Here is an 18,662-nt window from a genome sequence, read left to right as displayed (position 1 = left end):
TACTACCTCTTTGTACACAAATAATTAGTCTCTATCTTATGTAATAATTTTTATTCCTATTTTAAAATAAAATTTACAATGGCGGCCGTGATATTTTAAATAGGATGTCTACTAAATCGAATTTAAATATTAATTTTACAAGACATAAAACAGAGAATTATGGCTTCTGCATTTTTTGCACTTTTAGATGATATTGCAACCCTAATGGACGATGTAGCCGTTACCAGTAAGGTAGCAGCAAGTAAAACTGCAGGTATTTTGGGTGATGATTTAGCAGTCAATGCAGAAAAAGCTACTGGCTTCAATGCCTCTAGAGAACTACCTGTACTTTGGGCAATTACAAAAGGTTCTTTGCTAAACAAATTGATGATTGTCCCTGTGGCGCTCGCACTCAATGTCTTTTTCCCTATCGTTATTAAATATGTTTTAATTTTAGGTGGCATTTATCTGGCATTTGAAGGAATAGAAAAGATTATAGAATTTATTGAGAATAAAAGTAAAAGGACCACAGATTCTCCTCTGGTACATGCGTTGGAAGATGATGATGATAAGCTAGCCGAAAAAAACAAAATTAGCTCTGCTATCAAAACAGATTTTATTCTTTCTATAGAAATTGTCATTATGGCGTTGGGAACTGTCCTTACAAAATCGATGCCTGTACAAATAATTACAGTTTCTATTGTAGCTTTATTGGCAACCTTTGGTGTTTATGGGATTGTGGCAATGATCGTAAGAATGGATGATGCAGGTTTTAAATTGATTGATAAATCCAACAACAAAGGGATTTTCTCATCTGTTGGAAAAGGTTTGGTGAATTTTTTACCCTATGTAATTAAGATTTTGAGCGTTGTAGGAACTATTGCTTTATTGCTGGTTTCTGGTGGAATTTTTAGTCATAATATTGATGCGTTACACCATCTACTTCCTACTTGGCCGGTAATGGAAAAAGATGCATTACTGGGTATTGTAGCAGGTACTATTGCTGTTGTACTTTTCACGATTGTACACAAAATCTACAATTTGATCCAAAAGAAATCAGTAGAACATTAATAGACAACCTCTTAAAAAAAAGTGATAATAGGAAGAATTGTTTGTAATGCTTTCTTTGTTTTTCGATTTATGAGAAATTTACCTATAGATGTACTGAAGATTGTAATGGCATTTTTTGTAGTTTGCCTTCATATGCATCTGCTCAAAGAACATTATCCAGAATTAAGCTATGTTCTAGTGAATGGGTTGTTTCGACTTGGGGTGCCTATATTTTTGCTTATTACAGGGTATTATTTCTATTATATCAACGAGGCCTTAAAATTGAAAAAATGGTTGTTTAGATTATTTATTTTATATGGCATTTGGACGATTTTGTATATTCCTTTTTGGCATGAAAAAGATTCTGCGTTGCAAAATATTGTTTTTGGCTATCATCATTTATGGTATCTCATAGGAACCTTTTTTGCTGGAATTATTTTATTTATTTTAAAAAAATGGTCGTCAGCACATTTGGGTATTATTTCACTTTTGATATTCGGAATTGGATATTGCATACAATATCTAGCAAACAGTCATTATTTTGATGGCAAAGTAGATGCTTTCATCAATCAGTTTCCAGCTTACCGAAATTTCTTAATGGTTTGTTTTCCCTTTATGACTATGGGTTTCCTTATAAAGAAGCATCAATTAGATGAAAAAGTAAAACCGAATTTGTTCTTGGTAATTTTCGCTTGTTTACTTCCTATTGCAGAAGCCTACGGAAATATTCACCTATTGCACCTCAACAAAAAGGAAAGTACCGATCTTTTGATATCCTTATTGATATCTTGTCCTTTGCTGTTTTTGTATTGCCAAAACAGTAAATCGACTACTGGTTTCAAAACTTTGGCAACTTTTTCTACAGCAATTTATTTTATACATCCTATGTTGATGGAATGGGTGTTTGGAGAAAAAGATACATTACACTATTTATTGTTTTTCTCTATGTTGATTCCGGCAGGCATTCTTCTTGTTTTTCTAAATAAAAAATTGAAATATTTACTCTAAATGTAAAAATAGAGTAGAATAGGGTATCAATAGATCTATTTATGATCTATTTTTAAACTAAGATGATATTGCAATTAAATATAATAAATAAAAAAGTAAAATTAATTTCTTTGATAGTGTGCGAGTTGCATGTTTTATCGCATAAATAAGAGAAAAGTATTTGGAAGATATAGATTATTGTTCTACATTTGCACCAGTAAAAATGACAGAGTTAGTTGTTAAAAAAACGTCAAACATTTGCTAATAATGATCCGGTAGTTCAGCTGGTTAGAATGCCGCCCTGTCACGGCGGAGGTCGCGGGTTCGAGTCCCGTCCGGATCGCCAAATTTTTAATAAAGTAATTATAAATCTTCAAGTGCAAGCTTGGAGATTTTTTATTGTAAAGTAACGGTGAAGCCGCCGTATTATAAAAGGTAGGAGAGGGAAGAAGCAAGAGCTTTTTGGAAAGAATTATTATTAATATTTCAATAATTGCAAAACATTTTTAAAATAAATTTGTGTATTCCAAATTAATCTTTTATATTTGTAGAATAATAACGCAGTGAAATTGTAAAATCTGAAATTTAAATAAGTAGTAGTTCAGAAGTTATCACTCATTAGCAAAAAATTTTGTCATTAATATTCCAGGTGCACTACCTATTTAAGAAGTTACTTTCTTAGATTCTAAACATCCCTATTTCTTTCAAAAGTTTATTATCGTTTTGATGTAGTCAGAACAAAAGCGGATAAATATCCGAAAAGTAGAATACAATAATTTTTTTAATACATATACAATGCAACAAGGAACAGTAAAATTCTTCAACGATACAAAAGGATTTGGTTTTATCACTCCATCTACAGGTGGACAAGACGTTTTCGTACATACTTCAGGTTTAGTAGACACTATCCGTGAAAATGATGTAGTAACTTACGAATTACAAAACGGTAACAAAGGCGTTAACGCGGTAAACGTTAGAATAGCTTAATACTCGAAGAATCTAATTCTTCAGTACACATAAATGGTGCAGGTAATTTATTATCTGCACTTTTTTGTGCTTTGAAACCATGGAAAATGATGTATAAATATATCAAAATGTAGAAATATTTGTAATTACCAATAATAGTTTTCTTATTATTGTAAAAGAATAAATACTATTACAGAATATTTCTATCTTATCGGTGTAAAATCTAGTAATGTAAGAAATAGTAAAACAATATGAAAAAAGTAGAAGTTGTAGCCGCGATATTAAAATTTGAAGATAAAATATTTTGTGTTCAAAGATCCAAAAATAAATTACCTTATATCTCAGAAAAATTTGAGTTTCCTGGTGGAAAGATTGAATCAGGTGAAACGAAGAAAGAAGCCTTAGCGAGAGAATTATCAGAAGAACTTAATATCGTAGCAGATATCCAATCTTTATTTTTAACTGTCGTACATCAGTACCCAGATTTTGAATTGACGATGCATAGTTTTATTTGTAATGTCGAAAGTACTAATATTACACTCAATGAACATATCGATTCTAAATGGTTAAAAGTAAACGAAATTGAAGATTTAGATTGGGCTGCGGCTGATGTGCCTATTGTAAATAAATTAATTGCAGATGCATAATTTAAAATCAGGATTTAAAGAAAGTCTTTATACAGGTTTTATAGATAAAGAAATTTTATCAGATGTAGCTTTTCAACCTGAATTGTTAGTCAACCAAAAGGCACCACCTATAAAAATTTTATCAACAATCCTTCGTGAACTAAATAATTGTACAGAATTCTATATCTCTGTAGCATTTGTTACTACAAGTGGAGTAGCAACAATTCTTAATCAACTTAAAGACTTAGAGGAACGAGGAGTTAGAGGTTATATTCTCGTTTCACAGTATCTTAATTTTACACAGCCTGAAGCACTTAAAAAATTAATGCAGTTTGAAAATATCGAACTAAGAATTATAATTTCAGGAAATGCGCATGCAAAAGGATACATCTTTAAAAATAATACACACTATAATTTAATCGTTGGGAGTAGTAATCTTACTGCAAACGCATTATCAACGAACAAAGAATGGAATATTAAATTATCAGCGCTTGGTAAAAGTGGATTGGTAAATACTATTTTAAATGAGTTTCATTCAGATTTTGATAAAGCAGTCCTTGTAACTTCTGAGTTTATTGCTGAATATGGAAAATTGTATAAAGAGCAATTTTTATTAAGTAAAAAATTTAATGACCAAACCGTAAATGTTATTGAAACGGTGACTCCAAACTTAATGCAGCAGGATGCTCTTTTCAATTTATCAAATTTACGTTCACAAAAGAAGAATAAAGCATTAATTATTTCTGCAACAGGTACAGGGAAAACATTTTTGTCTGCTTTTGATGCTAAAAGCTTCAATCCTCAAAAACTTTTATTCGTGGTTCACAGACAAACCATAGCTAAAGATGCAATGAAAACCTTTAAAAAGGTTTTTGGAAATACGCGTACTATGGGCTTGTACTCTGGGAATATAAAAGAGATGCATTGTGATTATATTTTTTCGACAGTACAAACTATTTCTAAACGAGAATACTACGAGCTATTTTCTAAAGAACATTTTGATTATATTATAATTGATGAAACACATCGTTCTGCAGCAGATTCATACACAAGAATATTAAATTATTTTAAGCCTAAATTTCTTTTAGGAATGACGGCTACACCAGAACGTACCGATGGTAATAATATTTTTGAGCAGTTTGACTATAATATAGGGTATGAAATTCGCCTGAATCGAGCAATGGAAGAAGACATGTTAAGCTCATTCCATTATTACGGAGTTACAGATTTGATGATTGATGATAAAAGCATCGAAAATAAATCTGACTTTAATTTATTGATTTCAGAAGAAAGAGTAAATAGGGTAATTGAACAATCAAAATTTTATGGAAGTGATAATGGTATAATAAGAGGTTTGATTTTTTGCTCTAGAAAAGAAGAAGCGAAAGAATTATCAAAACTTTTAAATAATAGGGGCCTAAAAACAGAAGCATTAACAGGTGAAAATTCTGAAGAACAAAGAGCTGCTGCTATCACATTATTAGAATCTGATAATTTGAACCAGAAATTGGATTTTATCTTGACAGTAGATATTTTCAATGAAGGTATTGATATTCCTAAAATCAATCAGATTATTATGCTTCGTCCGACAGAATCTGCCATAATTTTCATTCAACAATTAGGGAGAGGATTGAGGAAAGCGAACGGAAAAGGGTATTTAACAGTAATTGATTTTATAGGTAACTATGATAATAATTATCTAATTCCTATTGCTTTATACGGAGATCGCTCTTATAACAAAGATACAATTCGTAAATTATTGAACGATGGGAGCAGATTAATTCCTGGTTCATCAACAATCAATTTTGATCAGATTACAAAAGAAAGAATCTTTCAATCTATTGATTCTGCAAATATGCAATTACTTGCTGATTTGAAGAAAGATTATAACCTTCTGAAATTCAGATTAGGGAGAGTACCTATGATGATGGACTTCATAAAAAATGATAGTAGAGACCCTTTTATATTTGTGGACTATGCTAAATCATATTTCAATTTTGTTAAAAAGGTTGATAAAGATTCAATAGCTGAATTAGAAACTTCTCAAATTAAGTTATTAGAGCTTTTTGCAAAAGATATTAATAACGGGAAGCGAGTTGAGGAAAGTGTTATTTTAAAGTTATTGATACAGAAAAATAAATTATCTGTCCTTGAACTTAAAAACTATATTAATGAGAAATATAATTATGAGATAACGAACGAAACAATTCAATCTTGTATTATTAATTTAAATTTTGAATTTATTAGAGAAAATAAGAACAAGCAATTAATCTCTGTTAATGAGATTTACAATTTAGATATCATTAGCTTAGAAAATGGTATGTTTACCTTTTCTAATAAGTTCAAGAGACTCTTAGAAAATAAATTATTTTTCTATTTTCTTTTGGATTCTACTGAATACTCAATTCATGAATTTGATAAATCTTTTCGCTTAGAGAATTGGAACGATGGTTTTATATTATATAAGAAATATTCAAGAAAAGATGTGTTCAGAATTTTAAATACATTAGAGAATCCAGTTGCACAAAACGTTGGTGGTTATCTTGTTAGTCCAGATAATTCAAACTGTCCTATTTTTGTAAATTACCATAAGGAAAATCACATATCAGAGACAACGAAATACGAAGATGAATTTGTTAATAGAAATGAATTTGATTGGATGTCAAAATCTAAACGTAAAATAGAAAGTAACGACGTACAATCTATTCTTGGTAAAAAAGGAGAAATTAGACTTCCATTGTTTATAAAAAAGAATAATGATGAAGGAACTGAATTTTATTATATGGGTGAGATGCAGCCAAATTTAAATTTTGTTGAGCAAACGACAATGGATAACGGAAAAGGGGGGAGTGTTCCTGTAGTGAAGATTCGATTTAATATTTATCCCTCTGTGAACGAATCTATTTATAATTATCTAAATAATAATAGTTCTTACAAGGATTCATCAGATGCAGCACTCGATAAAAAAGAAATAGTACAAGATTTATTAGATACAAAACAAAAAATACTTCAAATTCCATTCTATAATTTTTATGCTGCAGCTGGTACTTTTAGTGAATTACAATCTGATAATGAATACACATTAATTGATGCTCCAAGCTATTTGAAAAATACAACCGATTATTTTGCTTGTAAAGTTGTAGGCGAATCCATGAATAGAATAATTCCAAATGGTTCAATTTGTATTTTCAAATTATATAATGGAGGAAGTAGAAATGGTAAAATTGTATTGGTTGAAAATTTAGATAAACAAGATATCGATTTTAATTCAGCTTTTACGGTGAAAACATATTCAAGTGAAAAAATAGTCACAGATGATAATTGGTCACATACAGAAATCAAACTTTTACCAAACTCTTTTGATGAGTCTTTTTCACCAATAATTATCAGTGAAGAAAATGCAGAGAATATGAAAATAATAGGAGAGTTTATATCAATTTTACCAAACTAATATTGTTAGTATATTTTCCAATTCATATAGTTGTTTTGGAAAAATACTAATTGTGCTACTATAGAGTAGCTCTCAAAATCAAATACAACATCTAAATACCTTTTTCTTCTAACTTACTTATCTAATCGATCATTCCAAAATGATTTTATTTTGCTGTTTTTATTTTCCTTAATCGAATACAAAGAGAATATATCTTTTGCAATTCCTTTAGACAAAATATCAGCCCAAAAAATAATATCATCACCGTACATAGACAATACGTTTTCTGGATGGTCAAATAGTAAAAATCGATGTCCGAAATAAGGGAAAATAGGAGGGATGTTATAGGTTTTGAGGTCACCTTGAGATATTTTGTTGGCTTCTAATACCCATTCAATTTGAGATTTTATGATCTTGATATCTTCGGGATAGGAATAAAAAAGACTCCCATATTCTAGTGTACCTTCTCCACCATTATTATTAACGGCAGGTTTGTTGAGTCCATTCATGGTGCGGTAAAAATTCTTTAGAGATTCTGGAAATTCTAGATTCATTTGGTTCTGGAAATCTTTCAATTGCTCTTCGGATAAGCCTTTATTCCATTTACTTCCTGCTTGTATTTGCAAACCCCAACAATTTTCAAGCTCAATGGATTTCCAGAAAATTTCGCTTTCCAATTTGATCAGTTGGAAGCTTTCAAGAGAATTATCTAAACTTAGGTATTTTTTTATTGTCATCTGAAAGTTAATTGAAAAGAGAGAATAATATCACTTGATGCAGAAATCTTACTATTCGGTTTTGAAAAATTGAAATTGCAAGGTATCATTTTTGTCTCTGGGGTTGCTTAACTTCAATTGTATTTCGTTCTTATTTTTCGTGATGGTATATTTCACAAAATTACTTTTGAAACCTTTATTTATTTCTCGACAAATTCCATGTTGCTTAAATCTGATAATATTCAAATAAATATGGTCTTTGTCACTAAAATAAAACTCACCAGACGCCATTGGAAAACAATCGTTTCCGCAGGGAGCAGAATAAGAATTTTTAAAAGTATTATTCTCGTGAAATTTGATATGATTACCATATCCCACACGTCTATTCTCTATTAAAGTAATTTCTGTATTTACCGTAGGGTTTTGACCAATAACTTCAACAGTATTGAACCTTTTTCCTACAATCCCGAATTTATCTAGTTTTTTCTGATTAGGCAAGTCTGTCGGAATCTTTTTGATAATAGAGTTATTAACTTTAGGGACGTCTACTGAGGTTTTCTCAATTTCATTTTCAATCTTACTGTTTTCTTTGCAAGATAGAATGAATATCATACATGTGATAACAAGCAATATTGTTTTCATATAAATCAAAATGATAGTGGATACAAAAGTTTCCGTGTCAATTTTAACGCTTTAATTTAGCAAAATAACACTTCCTTTTTTTTAACATAGGTGAAAGAACAACCTTCATCGCAAATTAGTTGATAGTGTTCTGTAACGGGCGTAAGATGGAGAACAGTATTTTTTTATCAACATACCGTAGCAGATATTGCCTCGTATTACCGCTAAGGACAATTTCAAATGGTCGTTTTCCAATTGGTAAGTTCCTTTTTCTCCTTTCTCATTGCTAGAAGATTTCGATCTTGAAAATTAAGAATTTCTCCATTTTTCACTTCATTGGTGTGCGGTTTACCGCCATCACTTTCGTTAGTAGTAATTAATTGCCATTTGCCAAGTAGTATGTTTTTATTCTTTATTTGTGCGCAGGAGGTGATCACAAAGAGTAGCAATATGATCTGAATTAATTTTACCATGGATCTTTATTTAATTGATAATCGTAAGGGATATTCTGACTAAAATCGGCTAAACGCCAAGTAGTAGGATCAGATTCATATTTTACAAAATCGTAGATCACATCTAATGGATGCTGTATATTTCCAATATTTCCTCTTTTATCATTAAATGCTGAAATCATGGCTGTAACGCGTGCAATTTCTTTATCGCCATAGCTTGTTGGTTGTAGTTTTGCGGTATAGCAAGTACCAATTTGTATATGTGCTCTTTCCCTTTGCAATAACTTTACTACCTCATTTTGGTAATAAGCAACGATGGCAGCTTCTGCCTCTTTATCGGTTGGGAAATCTTTTGCAAGAACAAGTTTAGAAAAATCTTTTTTTTTGTAACGATTCAGTCCTTCTAAAACATCTTCAGGAATATATTCTTTGTTTTTTATGGCATTTACCCACATCAGAGTATCATAAGGAGATTCTACAAGTTGATTTTCTACTCTTACCGTATCTACTACTGCAATAGTAGCTTGAATAGGATCACCAGAGGTACTCTCGCTAGCAAAAAGGTAATCTTTCAAATCTCTAAGGTGAAATCCTACATGCTTAAATCCAATAACGAACTTGAGAAACAAAAAGACGGCGATCCCAAGGATAGCAATGGCAATTGAAAATTTTTTCATCTTGTGTTATATATCTCGTTAAATTAATCAATATTTCGCATTTCAATGAAAATTTTTCTATTTAATCTCGATTTATTTGCACAGTTCATCTTAATCAAAAAATAAACCTCTCCAGAATTTCTTCTAAAAAGGCTTTGTATAGTTTTAAATTATTATTGTAAATATACTATTTTCCTACAGGTTCATTTTTCACATAGGCAGGCACTAAAATGGCAGCTCCAATAATGCCAACTACCAAAGGAATTGTTTTGCCTGCACTGTGTTTTAAAATTCTGTTTACATTATTTTTTTCTATTTGCAGGTCTTTGCCTTCTTGCTTACCAATAAGCATCGTTTCATTGCTACGCAAAAACTCAAATTCTCTAATTTTATTTCCTTCTTTTGTTTCAATAATATAGTTGGAATTTGCTTTTAGAACAGAGAAGTCGAAGTTATTTTTAGAACTCACTTTTGTAGATACACAGGAGCTTAAAATAAATGCAGTAAAAATAAAAGATAATAGTTTGATTTTCATTAAATACGTTTTCGGTTACTAAAAATTATTGCTCTGGAAAAGGCTTTCAAATCTAGAGAATTTATTTTTCAAACGCCGAAATTAGTCAAAAAAGAATACTTAATTTCATTACAAAATTTAAGTAAGATATAATCTTGCTTTAATTTAAAAATTAGAGTGTTAATTTCAACTATTTTTCGCAATTCTAATATGAGCCAAATGATGCTCGCAATGCCAAGCTTAAAAACCAATATTGTTTTTTAGTGAAACTTTTTCTTGGGTTTCTGGATGAATAAAGGCTTTTTCAAAATCGTTCTCGCTCATAGATTTTAGGAAAACGACCCATCTTTCATGTAAACCTTCTAATATTTTAATAGAGCTTTCTATAGGGAAGTTTTTAGAGTCTGCTAATTCTGCCCACAAATCCTCAGAATACGGTTTTATCGTTGGCAAATCTTCCGTCATGGCGAGTTTAAAACGAATTAGACTATTCATATGACTATCAGCACAATGATTCACAATTTGTCTAATTGTCCAACCGCCTGGCCTGTATTTTTTATTAAAATCTTCATCCGTAAGATTTTCAGTTTCTAACTTTAACTTTTGTGGAAATTCTTCTATAATTTTTATCTATTTTTCAAGGAGCTTGTCATCAATACAATAGGGATTTTGAAATTTTCCTATTGGATATTTTAGTTTTTCAATGTCTTTTTCCATGAGCTTTATTGTTAAGTTGAATCAATTCACTCTAAGTTTTATTTTATTTTTGTAATTCGAATAATCTCTCTTTTACTATTCATTTCAAATTTGTAAAACTGATTATCTGCGCGCAATTCACGAAAGAATAATTTTTGACTGTCAGCATTATTCATTTCTCTATTCATTATTTCATCTGGATAATACGTAAATTCATTAGACAATATTAGGTTTTCATTTTTACTGGATTTGCATTTTATATCATAAATGTTTTTGCAATATTCATTATTTCCATTGAGGTCAATCATCGAAGCAATTGCTTTTTCTACAGTTGCACAATTAAAATTAATGCTATTTTGACGACGATCTTTATGGATTTGAGTTGAATACAATACAGAATCTGTTTTTAAAGTATTATCGCATTCACAATTACTCAATATTTTGGATGGAGAATATTCTTTCTTTTCGTTGCAAGAAAACAAGATGAAAATTGCAAAAAGAAATAGTGTTGATTTCATTATTTGTGTTAATTAAAATTTACCGAATTATACTTTCAATTGTAAGTTCTATTTTGTATAAATCACTAACTTTTCTATCTATTATTTTTCCGTTTTTATCTACAAGTATTTGTAACGGATAACCACTTGCATTTAGCTTTTTTGGAAATTCATTTTTAACATCAAAATAATTTTTCCATTCTACATTATTGTTTTTCAATATCCTCTTTGCCAATTCCATTCTATCTTTCTTGCTATCACTGGCAATACTAATAATGTTTACTTTTTTATCCTTATATTTTTCAAAGAGTGCAACCAATTTGGGTAAATCTTGGATGCAGGGTTTGCAGGTTGTAGACCAATAATCAATCAGTGTAATATCGTAGTTTGAGAAATCAGATTTTGTTATCTTTTCATTGTTTTCAAAAGATAGCTTCGGGAAATTACCACCAATATTTGTCGAATTTTCTAGGTCTATCATCTTTTTAAACTCAATATAACTATAAGATTTTTTCACAGTGTTAGAAAAAAGAGATAGATTTTTAACATACGATTTGTCGAAGCGATATTTGCTAAAATCACTTACGATTTCCCAAAATGCCACAAAGGAATTTGGATTTTTTATAATATACTTTTCAAGGAAATTTTGTTTGGCTAAAATATCATTACGATCATTTTCAGAATAGGGAATTAGCTTTTTATCAAAATTCAACAAATCTAATCTGAGCTTTTGATACTCGATATTGGCAGGAGTATTAAATTCAAATTGATAGTCGAAATTATTAATTCTATTCACAGAAATAACAAAATTTCCTTTCTCTAAAAAAAAAGGTTTTGTTTGGTAACTGTTTTTAGTTTTTGGATCAAAGTAAACCAAATTCATTATCTGCGGATAATCTATCTTTCCTTCAATACTGGTTTTTTGCGCATTTATTCTTGCGATAATACTATTGAAACCTTTAAGAAATGAAATATTGGAGTTTGTATCTACCGAGAAATTAAAGATCCGTTTGGTATTTCCAGAATTTGTTGCGGCTTCTATGAACAAAGAATCTTTTTCAAAAGCAGCAGCTTCCAATTCAATTTTAAAATTGTTTTGAGCAAAGAGTAGATTGCCCATTAGTAATATAAAAATTCCAAAACTATTTTTCATTTTTTCTAAATTATTTTTTCAACCAAATAGTTGTTCTGTTTATTAAAAATATTTCACCCTTGTGTCTTTTCCAAAGTATTGTAAAAACGATTGCACATAATATTGTCAGAATTCTAAATATATTTGAATAAAGATTCCCTGACGAGTTTTCACTTAATGAAAAAGTCACCCAAGCCAAATTCATGAAAGTATGAAGAAATATAGGTATCCAAATATTGTAATTCCATTCAACATATAACCATGCAAATAAAATAGCTCCAATAAAAGTTGAAATAAAGATTCCTAAAATTTCTATAAAACTTTGTGCTCCAAACAAGTGAAATAATGAAAAAATTAAGGCTCCTATGAAAATAGATAATATAAAGCCGAGTTTTGTTTTTTTGAATAACTGAGCAAATAGAAAGCCTCTAAAATATAATTCTTCGAAAAAACCAGCTATTAAAGCCATTTTAATTACATATTCAAAAGATAGTGAAGTATTTAATTTGAAAAATATCATGCCACCAATAAACATTGGAATTGTGGCTAGTCCTGCGAATACAAGACCAAGTAAGATATTTTTATTAAAACCGTATTCATCAATAAAGTTTAATTTTTTAGTGATAAGAAAGGTTGCGATGAAGATTGGAATTCCTATAATTAGATAAAATAGAATAATACTAATCAAATTATTATGAGTAATATTTTCGAAAATGCCTATTATAAATTCTTTGTTAATTATACCTATTGTGAAGAATAAAAAACCAATTAAAATAGTTATGAAATTTTTTATCATTGTTGTGTTTTTATCATTTAAAGATTGCTCACATTCCCGAATTACAAAATTCTAAAAAATATAGATTCAAGCAATTACACAAAGACAATCTTCCCACTAAAATACAGTTTTTCACATTATAAATATTCATTATTTCAAGATCACAACAAAAAAGCAGCCCTTGTAAAAAGACTGCTTTGTATATTTCAATTCGATAAAGGATTTTTCGGTTTATTTAACTTCAGTTTCTTGGTTAGAAGTTAATATAAAAGCTTAATTATTGTAGGAAGTTATTATTTATATAGTTCCAAATCAATAAAATTATTCACAGCTTTTAATTTTCTGAGAGCTTGTTCTCTTTCTTCTTTGCGAACATCATTCAAATTTCTTTCTTTTCCATTTTCATCAAACATTTTGTAATTTGAAATTTGAGGATTCATTAGTTGAAATTGCTCACTTCCTCCAATTGGATTTTTCTTATAATCGTTCCATTTTTTTTGAAATTGTTCTCTAGTAACTTCGTAAGCTTTGAACATTTTATTTTCGAGTGAAACTGATGTTGCATTGTTGGATTTACTATGTGCAATTAATAAAAATGAGTGTTGTTTTCTGCTATCGAAGATTTGTACTATTAGTCCTGGTAAGTTTCGGAAGATATAGGGTCCTTCTTGAAGTGAAATGTCTGTAGTAAACCAAGCTTCCCAAGATCTATTTCCATAATTCACAATTGCTTTTTGACAATTATAATTTTGAATGATTTTTTTTTCATTTGTTAGCTTCCAATCCAAAATTTTATTATTTAGAACTTTGAATGGTTCGATTCCAATATATTCAGTCGAATAGGTTTTCTCTTTACTTTTCCAAACTTTATTTTTAAATTTTCCACTAGGTAAATTAGTTCCTACCTCGCCTGAATTTTTTAAAGATGATTTTAACAGAGCTGAATCTCTCTTTGTAGATAATTCACTCATAAATTCAGAATGATTCTTGAATATTTCTAATCTCGTATGTTCAGTTAATGCACTATCAATTTTTGTGGAATCTGGAACGAATTTATATTCATAAATAAATCGATGGGATTGTGCTTTAAAATTATAAAAAATTAATATTGAAACTATTATTAAAAGTTTTTTCTTCATACCAGTTTTATAAAATTGTAGGTAAAAATATATTCAAGCCTCACACAAACTCGACCTCAATAGAATTTAGCAATACCCAAATACAAACAAGTCGCTAAAATACACTTTTTCAAACCAAAAAAAACTTTCCCGCACGATCAAAACCAAAAAAGAGAAACCGCAAAATGCAGTTCCTCTTTTTAGGGTTTCAAAAACTCATGCGGGTGAATCTAATATTTCATGCGCATGACTTTCGAGATTCATGCGGGTGAATTGTACAACTCATGCGCATGAATTTTTAGGCTTATCCTTTTAATTATAAAATTTAACCTAAATAAAAATTAAATCCTTTCCAATTCTTCAGGATCTATCGTGGTTTTGAAGGTGCCGTAGTTTACTATCACCTTATTTCTAGATATCTTATCAATAGTTCCCACACTGGTACTTCCTGTGATGCGCACACGTTGTCCCACTTTCATCCAAACGGCACGGTCTACTTTGCGTTTTTCCTCTAGCTTTTCGTTGGTTTCTTCTATCTTTTCTATTACTTCCTCTTTCTTCAGTTGCTGGGTAATTTTCCTTTTCACCACTTGCAGCCTTTTGGTCTCATCTTTATCAGCACCAATTTTCCTGAACTTCTCTTGCTCCAAGATTTTCACAAAGTCTTTTACTACATCTTTTCTAGATTTCCCTTTGATATAGCTCTCTATAAAAGTCTCAATTTTGTTCCCGAATTGCAATTTTCTATGCTCATCTTCATACAACTTTTGGAAGTTGAAGAGCTTTTGTTGCAGCTGTTCATTCAGTTTTTGGAAGTTGTCTCGCTTACCTTCCACAGATTCTTTTCTCTCGGTAAGGTCGGTTCTTAGCTTCTCTACCTCGTATTTCTCTTGCTGTAGTTTTACGATGGTTTTATCTAGGTTGATGATGTCGTGTTCTACTTTCTTCTTCGCAGACTCTATGATAAACTTCGGAATTTTGTTTTTCTCTGCCACCTCAAACGTGAAAGAACTTCCAGCTTGTCCCACTTCCAGCTTATACATAGGCTCTAGCGTCTTCTCATCAAAGAGCATGGCTGCGTTTTCGGCGTTGGGTAGTTGCTCTATTACAATTTTTATATTGGTATAGTGCGTGGTAATAATGGCAAAACTTTTCTTATCGTAGAAGAACTCTAGGAAGCTTTCTGCCAAGGCACCTCCCAACTCTGGGTCAGATCCCGTCCCGAATTCATCTATTAGCAACAGCGTTTTTGCGTTGGCTTCTTTTATAATACCGCCCATCTTCTTTAGCCTAGAAGAGTAGGTAGAAAGGTGGTTTTCTATGGATTGGTTGTCGCCAATATCCGTCATGATCTTATCAAAGAAGAACATTTCAGATTTTGGATGGGTAGGCACCAAGATTCCGCTCTGTATCATCAGTTGCAGTAGCCCAACAGTTTTCAGGGTGATAGACTTTCCTCCCGCATTAGGACCCGATATACAGATAATTCTGTTGTGGTCTGTTAGCGATAAAGTTTGTGGGAAAATCGTTTTATTCTGCTTCTTGTTTTTCAACCATAGAAGAGGGTGGTAGGCATCCTTTAGCTTTAGGGTTTTGTGACGGTTAATCTTTGGCAAAACTCCATTCACCAATTCGGCAAATTTACCCTTAGCTCTCGTAAAATCCAGATCAAAGATATACTTCTGGTATCTCCAAAGCTGAGGCTGAAAAACTGCAATTTCCGCCGTTAGTTGCCTTAGTATTTTATCTATTTCTTTCTTTTCTTCTTCCTGACATTCCTTTAGTTTAAAGTAGTGCTTCACCACGCTATCGGGCTGCATATAGGTAATAGATCCTGTTTTGGACAACCCAAGAACTCTACCCAATACACGCTTTTTGTACGCCGACTTCACCGCCAAAACTCTTTGGTCGTCTATAATACTTTCTCGGATCTCATCCAAAAAGTCGCTTTGTCCGTAGTTGAAAAGCGCCCTATTGAAGTTCTCTTGTATTGCCTTCTTGGCGTGTTGCATTTCTGTTCTCAGTCCTTTTAGGATAGGCGAAGCTTCGCTCTTCACTTCCCCAAAACGATTGAAAACTTTATCTACTTTATCAATGATCTCCTTCTTGAACTCCAATACAGATACTTCCTGCAACAGTTGTGGGAAGGTATCGGGCATCGTAGGGAAAAACTTTTGCAGCCTTCCTATTTGTTCAGTCAGGGTTTTTATTTTTATAAAAGCGCTGTTCTCCAGTCTGTAGTTCTCTATCAGCATCAGCTTTAGCTCGTTGTCTATATCCTCGTATTCATCAAACGGGATGGCGTTCGAGCTTTCAAAACTAGATAGGTATTCGGCAGTCTTTTTCAGAGCAAGTTCTGCTTCATCTATGCCCATTGGCAATAGCTGATGTATCTTCTCTCTGGTCTTTGGAGAATAGGCAAAGGGTGCAATCTCCGCGAGCAATTGCGGAAATTCTAATTCTTTTAAATCTTCTTTATTTATATACACCCTGCAAAGATAATTAATTTGTAAATCATCCAAATTCTATAGTCCACTATTTTTTCTTACACGATGAAGCAAAACAATTCTATCCACTTATTTTTTTCTTAGAAGCTATTTCCCGCTATCACTTCTCGCTTTTTTGTGCCTTTCGCTTTCCTTCGCTTGCAAAAAGAGCTCAAACAAGCCGTTCTATCGGGGCTATTGCCCTAGTTTGTGCTAATTAAAATAGGGGTTTATCAGCTCAAAAATTGTCAATCATTCACTCCTATATCAAAGTTATAGAGCTCTTCTCAGTCAATTTACTAGATAATTGATGTCTAGAAGTCACCACAACTCATAGGTTTTCTATACCTTTAAATAAAAATACAATATGCAGATAGAAACGAGAAAACTCCATATCCAAGACTATGATGAGCTTATAGACGCCATGAAACTAGCCTATCCTCATATGGCAGATAACATCTGGACGTATAAAGATATTGCGCGTCTTACCACAATCTTCCCCGAAGGACAAATTGGGATTACCGTTAATGGCAAGATCGCTGCCGTAGCACTTTCTATAGTAGTGAACTATGACGACTTTGATGATGAGCATACTTATGATGATATCACAGGGAAGGGCAGTTTCAGTACTCATACAGCCAACGGCAATGTACTGTACGGAATAGAGATTTTTGTAGACCCAAGATACAGAGAGCTTCGCTTGGGAAGGAGATTATACGATGCCAGAAAAGAACTTTGTGAAGTACTCAACCTAAAATCAATCATTTTTGGAGGCAGAATTCCCAATTATCATACGTACAGTTCCGAGATATCAGCAAGAGAATACATACGCAAAGTAAGAGACAAAGAAATCTATGATCCTGTGCTTTCTTTCCAACTATCTAATAATTTCTTGCCCATCCGTATCCTCAAAAAATATCTTCCTCAAGACGAAGATTCCAAGGAAAACGCCGTTCTTCTCCAATGGAATAATATCTATTATAGCAAGAAACCCAATACGATGAAGGATAGTACCGTAAGGTTGGGGTTGGTACAATGGCAAATGAGACCCTTCAAGGATATTGATGCCTTCTATGAGCAAGTAGAATTCTTCGTGAACGTCATGGGAGCCTATAAATCTGATTTTGTATTATTCCCAGAATTATTTAATACTCCTTTGCTTGCCCCTTTCAATCATCTTTCTGAAAGAGAAAGTATGATAGAGCTTGCAAAACTGACCAATGATATCAAAAAGAAAATATCGGATCTTGCTATCAGTTACAATGTCAATATCATTTCTGGAAGTATGCCGCTGTTTGAAAACAACGATCTGTATAATGTGAGCTATCTATTACATCGCGATGGGAGAATAGATGAATACAGAAAAATACATATTACCCCTAACGAAAGAAAGTATTATGGAATGAAAGGAGGAAACGAAATAAAAACCTTCGATACCGATTGCGGGAAAATTGGTCTCGTGATATGCTATGATGTAGAATTCCCAGAATTGCCAAGGATCTTAGCAGACCAAGGAATGAAACTGCTTTTCGTACCCTATCTTACCGATACGCAAAATGCCTACATGAGAGTAAGGCACTGCGCTGCAGCCAGAGCCATAGAAAATGAATGTTATGTAGCCATTGCGGGATGTGTAGGTAATCTTCCTGGTGTTAATAATATGGATATCCAATTCGGGCAAGCAGCTGTTTTTACGCCTTCAGATTTTGCATTCCCTTCTAATGCCGTGAAAGGAGAGGCTACACCCAATACAGAAATGACGCTCATTGTAGATGTAGACTTCAATCTTCTAAAGGATTTGCATCATAATGGGTCTGTACAAGTACTGAAGGATAGACGAACAGATTTGTATGAAACGTATTTAAAATCTTAAAAACAGTGGATCAAGCCCAGTTGGCTATCTCAAAAGGTGTGTTGCACTTTAAAAATAAATCAGTACCTTGAGGGTAATAATTTAGCTT

17 protein-coding genes and 1 tRNA gene are annotated in these 18,662 nt (G+C 31.8%); 7 read left to right on the top strand and 11 right to left on the bottom strand.

The window, feature by feature from the left end; all coding sequences use genetic code 11:
- The first annotated feature begins 159 nt into the window (after positions 1 to 159).
- From ACKI42_RS09995 to ACKI42_RS09970, 6 genes are all read left to right on the top strand, one after another.
- Positions 160 to 1,050: a DUF808 domain-containing protein gene (locus tag ACKI42_RS09995; RefSeq protein WP_407404969.1), complete on the top strand. Its 891-nt coding sequence runs from the start codon at positions 160 to 162 to the stop codon at positions 1,048 to 1,050.
- A gap of 69 nt (positions 1,051 to 1,119) precedes the next feature.
- The gene (locus ACKI42_RS09990) at positions 1,120 to 2,037 is read left to right on the top strand and encodes an acyltransferase family protein (protein ID WP_407404967.1); all 918 of its coding nucleotides are present in this window, start codon (positions 1,120 to 1,122) and stop codon (positions 2,035 to 2,037) included.
- A gap of 248 nt (positions 2,038 to 2,285) precedes the next feature.
- Positions 2,286 to 2,362, top strand: a tRNA-Asp gene (locus ACKI42_RS09985).
- A gap of 449 nt (positions 2,363 to 2,811) precedes the next feature.
- Positions 2,812 to 3,003 (top strand): cold-shock protein, encoded by a 192-nt coding sequence (locus ACKI42_RS09980; RefSeq protein WP_407404965.1) that lies wholly within the window; start codon positions 2,812 to 2,814, stop codon positions 3,001 to 3,003.
- Positions 3,004 to 3,233: 230 nt separating this feature from the next.
- On the top strand, positions 3,234 to 3,629 hold the full coding sequence (locus ACKI42_RS09975) for a (deoxy)nucleoside triphosphate pyrophosphohydrolase (protein ID WP_407404963.1): 396 nt from the start codon (positions 3,234 to 3,236) through the stop codon (positions 3,627 to 3,629).
- Entirely contained in the window at positions 3,622 to 7,059 is a 3,438-nt protein-coding gene (locus ACKI42_RS09970; protein WP_407404961.1) for a DUF3427 domain-containing protein, read from the top strand. The genes ACKI42_RS09975 and ACKI42_RS09970 overlap by 8 nt, the downstream gene beginning before the upstream one ends.
- Positions 7,060 to 7,172: 113 nt before the next feature.
- Here the strand turns inward: ACKI42_RS09970 and ACKI42_RS09965 are convergent, their stop codons facing one another.
- The 11 genes from ACKI42_RS09965 to ACKI42_RS09915 form a co-directional block, all read right to left on the bottom strand.
- On the bottom strand, positions 7,173 to 7,775 hold the full coding sequence (locus tag ACKI42_RS09965; protein WP_407404959.1) for an SMI1/KNR4 family protein: 603 nt from the start codon (positions 7,773 to 7,775) through the stop codon (positions 7,173 to 7,175).
- Positions 7,776 to 7,826: 51 nt separating this feature from the next.
- Complete coding sequence (locus ACKI42_RS09960) at positions 7,827 to 8,366, bottom strand: hypothetical protein (protein WP_407404957.1); 540 nt, start codon at positions 8,364 to 8,366, stop codon at positions 7,827 to 7,829.
- A 245-nt stretch (positions 8,367 to 8,611) separates the two neighbouring features.
- Positions 8,612 to 8,848: a hypothetical protein gene (locus ACKI42_RS09955; RefSeq protein ID WP_407404955.1), complete on the bottom strand. Its 237-nt coding sequence runs from the start codon at positions 8,846 to 8,848 to the stop codon at positions 8,612 to 8,614.
- Positions 8,842 to 9,504 (bottom strand): hypothetical protein, encoded by a 663-nt coding sequence (locus ACKI42_RS09950; RefSeq protein WP_407404953.1) that lies wholly within the window; start codon positions 9,502 to 9,504, stop codon positions 8,842 to 8,844. The genes ACKI42_RS09955 and ACKI42_RS09950 overlap by 7 nt, the downstream gene beginning before the upstream one ends.
- Before the next feature lie 166 nt (positions 9,505 to 9,670).
- Positions 9,671 to 10,018: a hypothetical protein gene (locus ACKI42_RS09945; RefSeq protein WP_407404951.1), complete on the bottom strand. Its 348-nt coding sequence runs from the start codon at positions 10,016 to 10,018 to the stop codon at positions 9,671 to 9,673.
- Positions 10,019 to 10,237: 219 nt separating this feature from the next.
- Complete coding sequence (locus ACKI42_RS09940; protein ID WP_407405136.1) at positions 10,238 to 10,618, bottom strand: YfiT family bacillithiol transferase; 381 nt, start codon at positions 10,616 to 10,618, stop codon at positions 10,238 to 10,240.
- Between the two features lie 134 nt (positions 10,619 to 10,752).
- Complete coding sequence (locus ACKI42_RS09935) at positions 10,753 to 11,211, bottom strand: hypothetical protein (RefSeq protein WP_407404949.1); 459 nt, start codon at positions 11,209 to 11,211, stop codon at positions 10,753 to 10,755.
- 19 nt (positions 11,212 to 11,230) lie between these two features.
- The gene (locus ACKI42_RS09930) at positions 11,231 to 12,343 is read right to left on the bottom strand and encodes a TlpA family protein disulfide reductase (protein ID WP_407404947.1); all 1,113 of its coding nucleotides are present in this window, start codon (positions 12,341 to 12,343) and stop codon (positions 11,231 to 11,233) included.
- Between the two features lie 10 nt (positions 12,344 to 12,353).
- Positions 12,354 to 13,118 carry a CPBP family intramembrane glutamic endopeptidase gene (locus ACKI42_RS09925; RefSeq protein ID WP_407404945.1) on the bottom strand — a complete coding sequence of 255 codons (765 nt, stop codon included), beginning with the start codon at positions 13,116 to 13,118 and terminating at the stop codon, positions 12,354 to 12,356.
- Between the two features lie 272 nt (positions 13,119 to 13,390).
- Positions 13,391 to 14,236: a GLPGLI family protein gene (locus ACKI42_RS09920; protein WP_407404943.1), complete on the bottom strand. Its 846-nt coding sequence runs from the start codon at positions 14,234 to 14,236 to the stop codon at positions 13,391 to 13,393.
- A 320-nt stretch (positions 14,237 to 14,556) separates the two neighbouring features.
- Positions 14,557 to 16,704: an endonuclease MutS2 gene (locus ACKI42_RS09915; protein ID WP_407404941.1), complete on the bottom strand. Its 2,148-nt coding sequence runs from the start codon at positions 16,702 to 16,704 to the stop codon at positions 14,557 to 14,559.
- 364 nt (positions 16,705 to 17,068) lie between these two features.
- Here ACKI42_RS09915 and ACKI42_RS09910 point away from each other — a divergent pair, with 364 nt between their 5' ends.
- Positions 17,069 to 18,574, top strand: coding sequence for a carbon-nitrogen hydrolase family protein (locus ACKI42_RS09910; RefSeq protein ID WP_407404939.1), 1,506 nt, complete (start codon positions 17,069 to 17,071; stop codon positions 18,572 to 18,574).
- Positions 18,575 to 18,662 lie beyond the last annotated feature (88 nt).

The sequence above is a fragment of the Chryseobacterium sp. genome (assembly GCF_045629545.1).
Taxonomy (GTDB): Bacteria; Bacteroidota; Bacteroidia; order Flavobacteriales; family Weeksellaceae; genus Chryseobacterium.
Note: the sequence above shows the minus strand (reverse complement) of the source record. Positions and strands in the feature narration are given on the sequence as shown.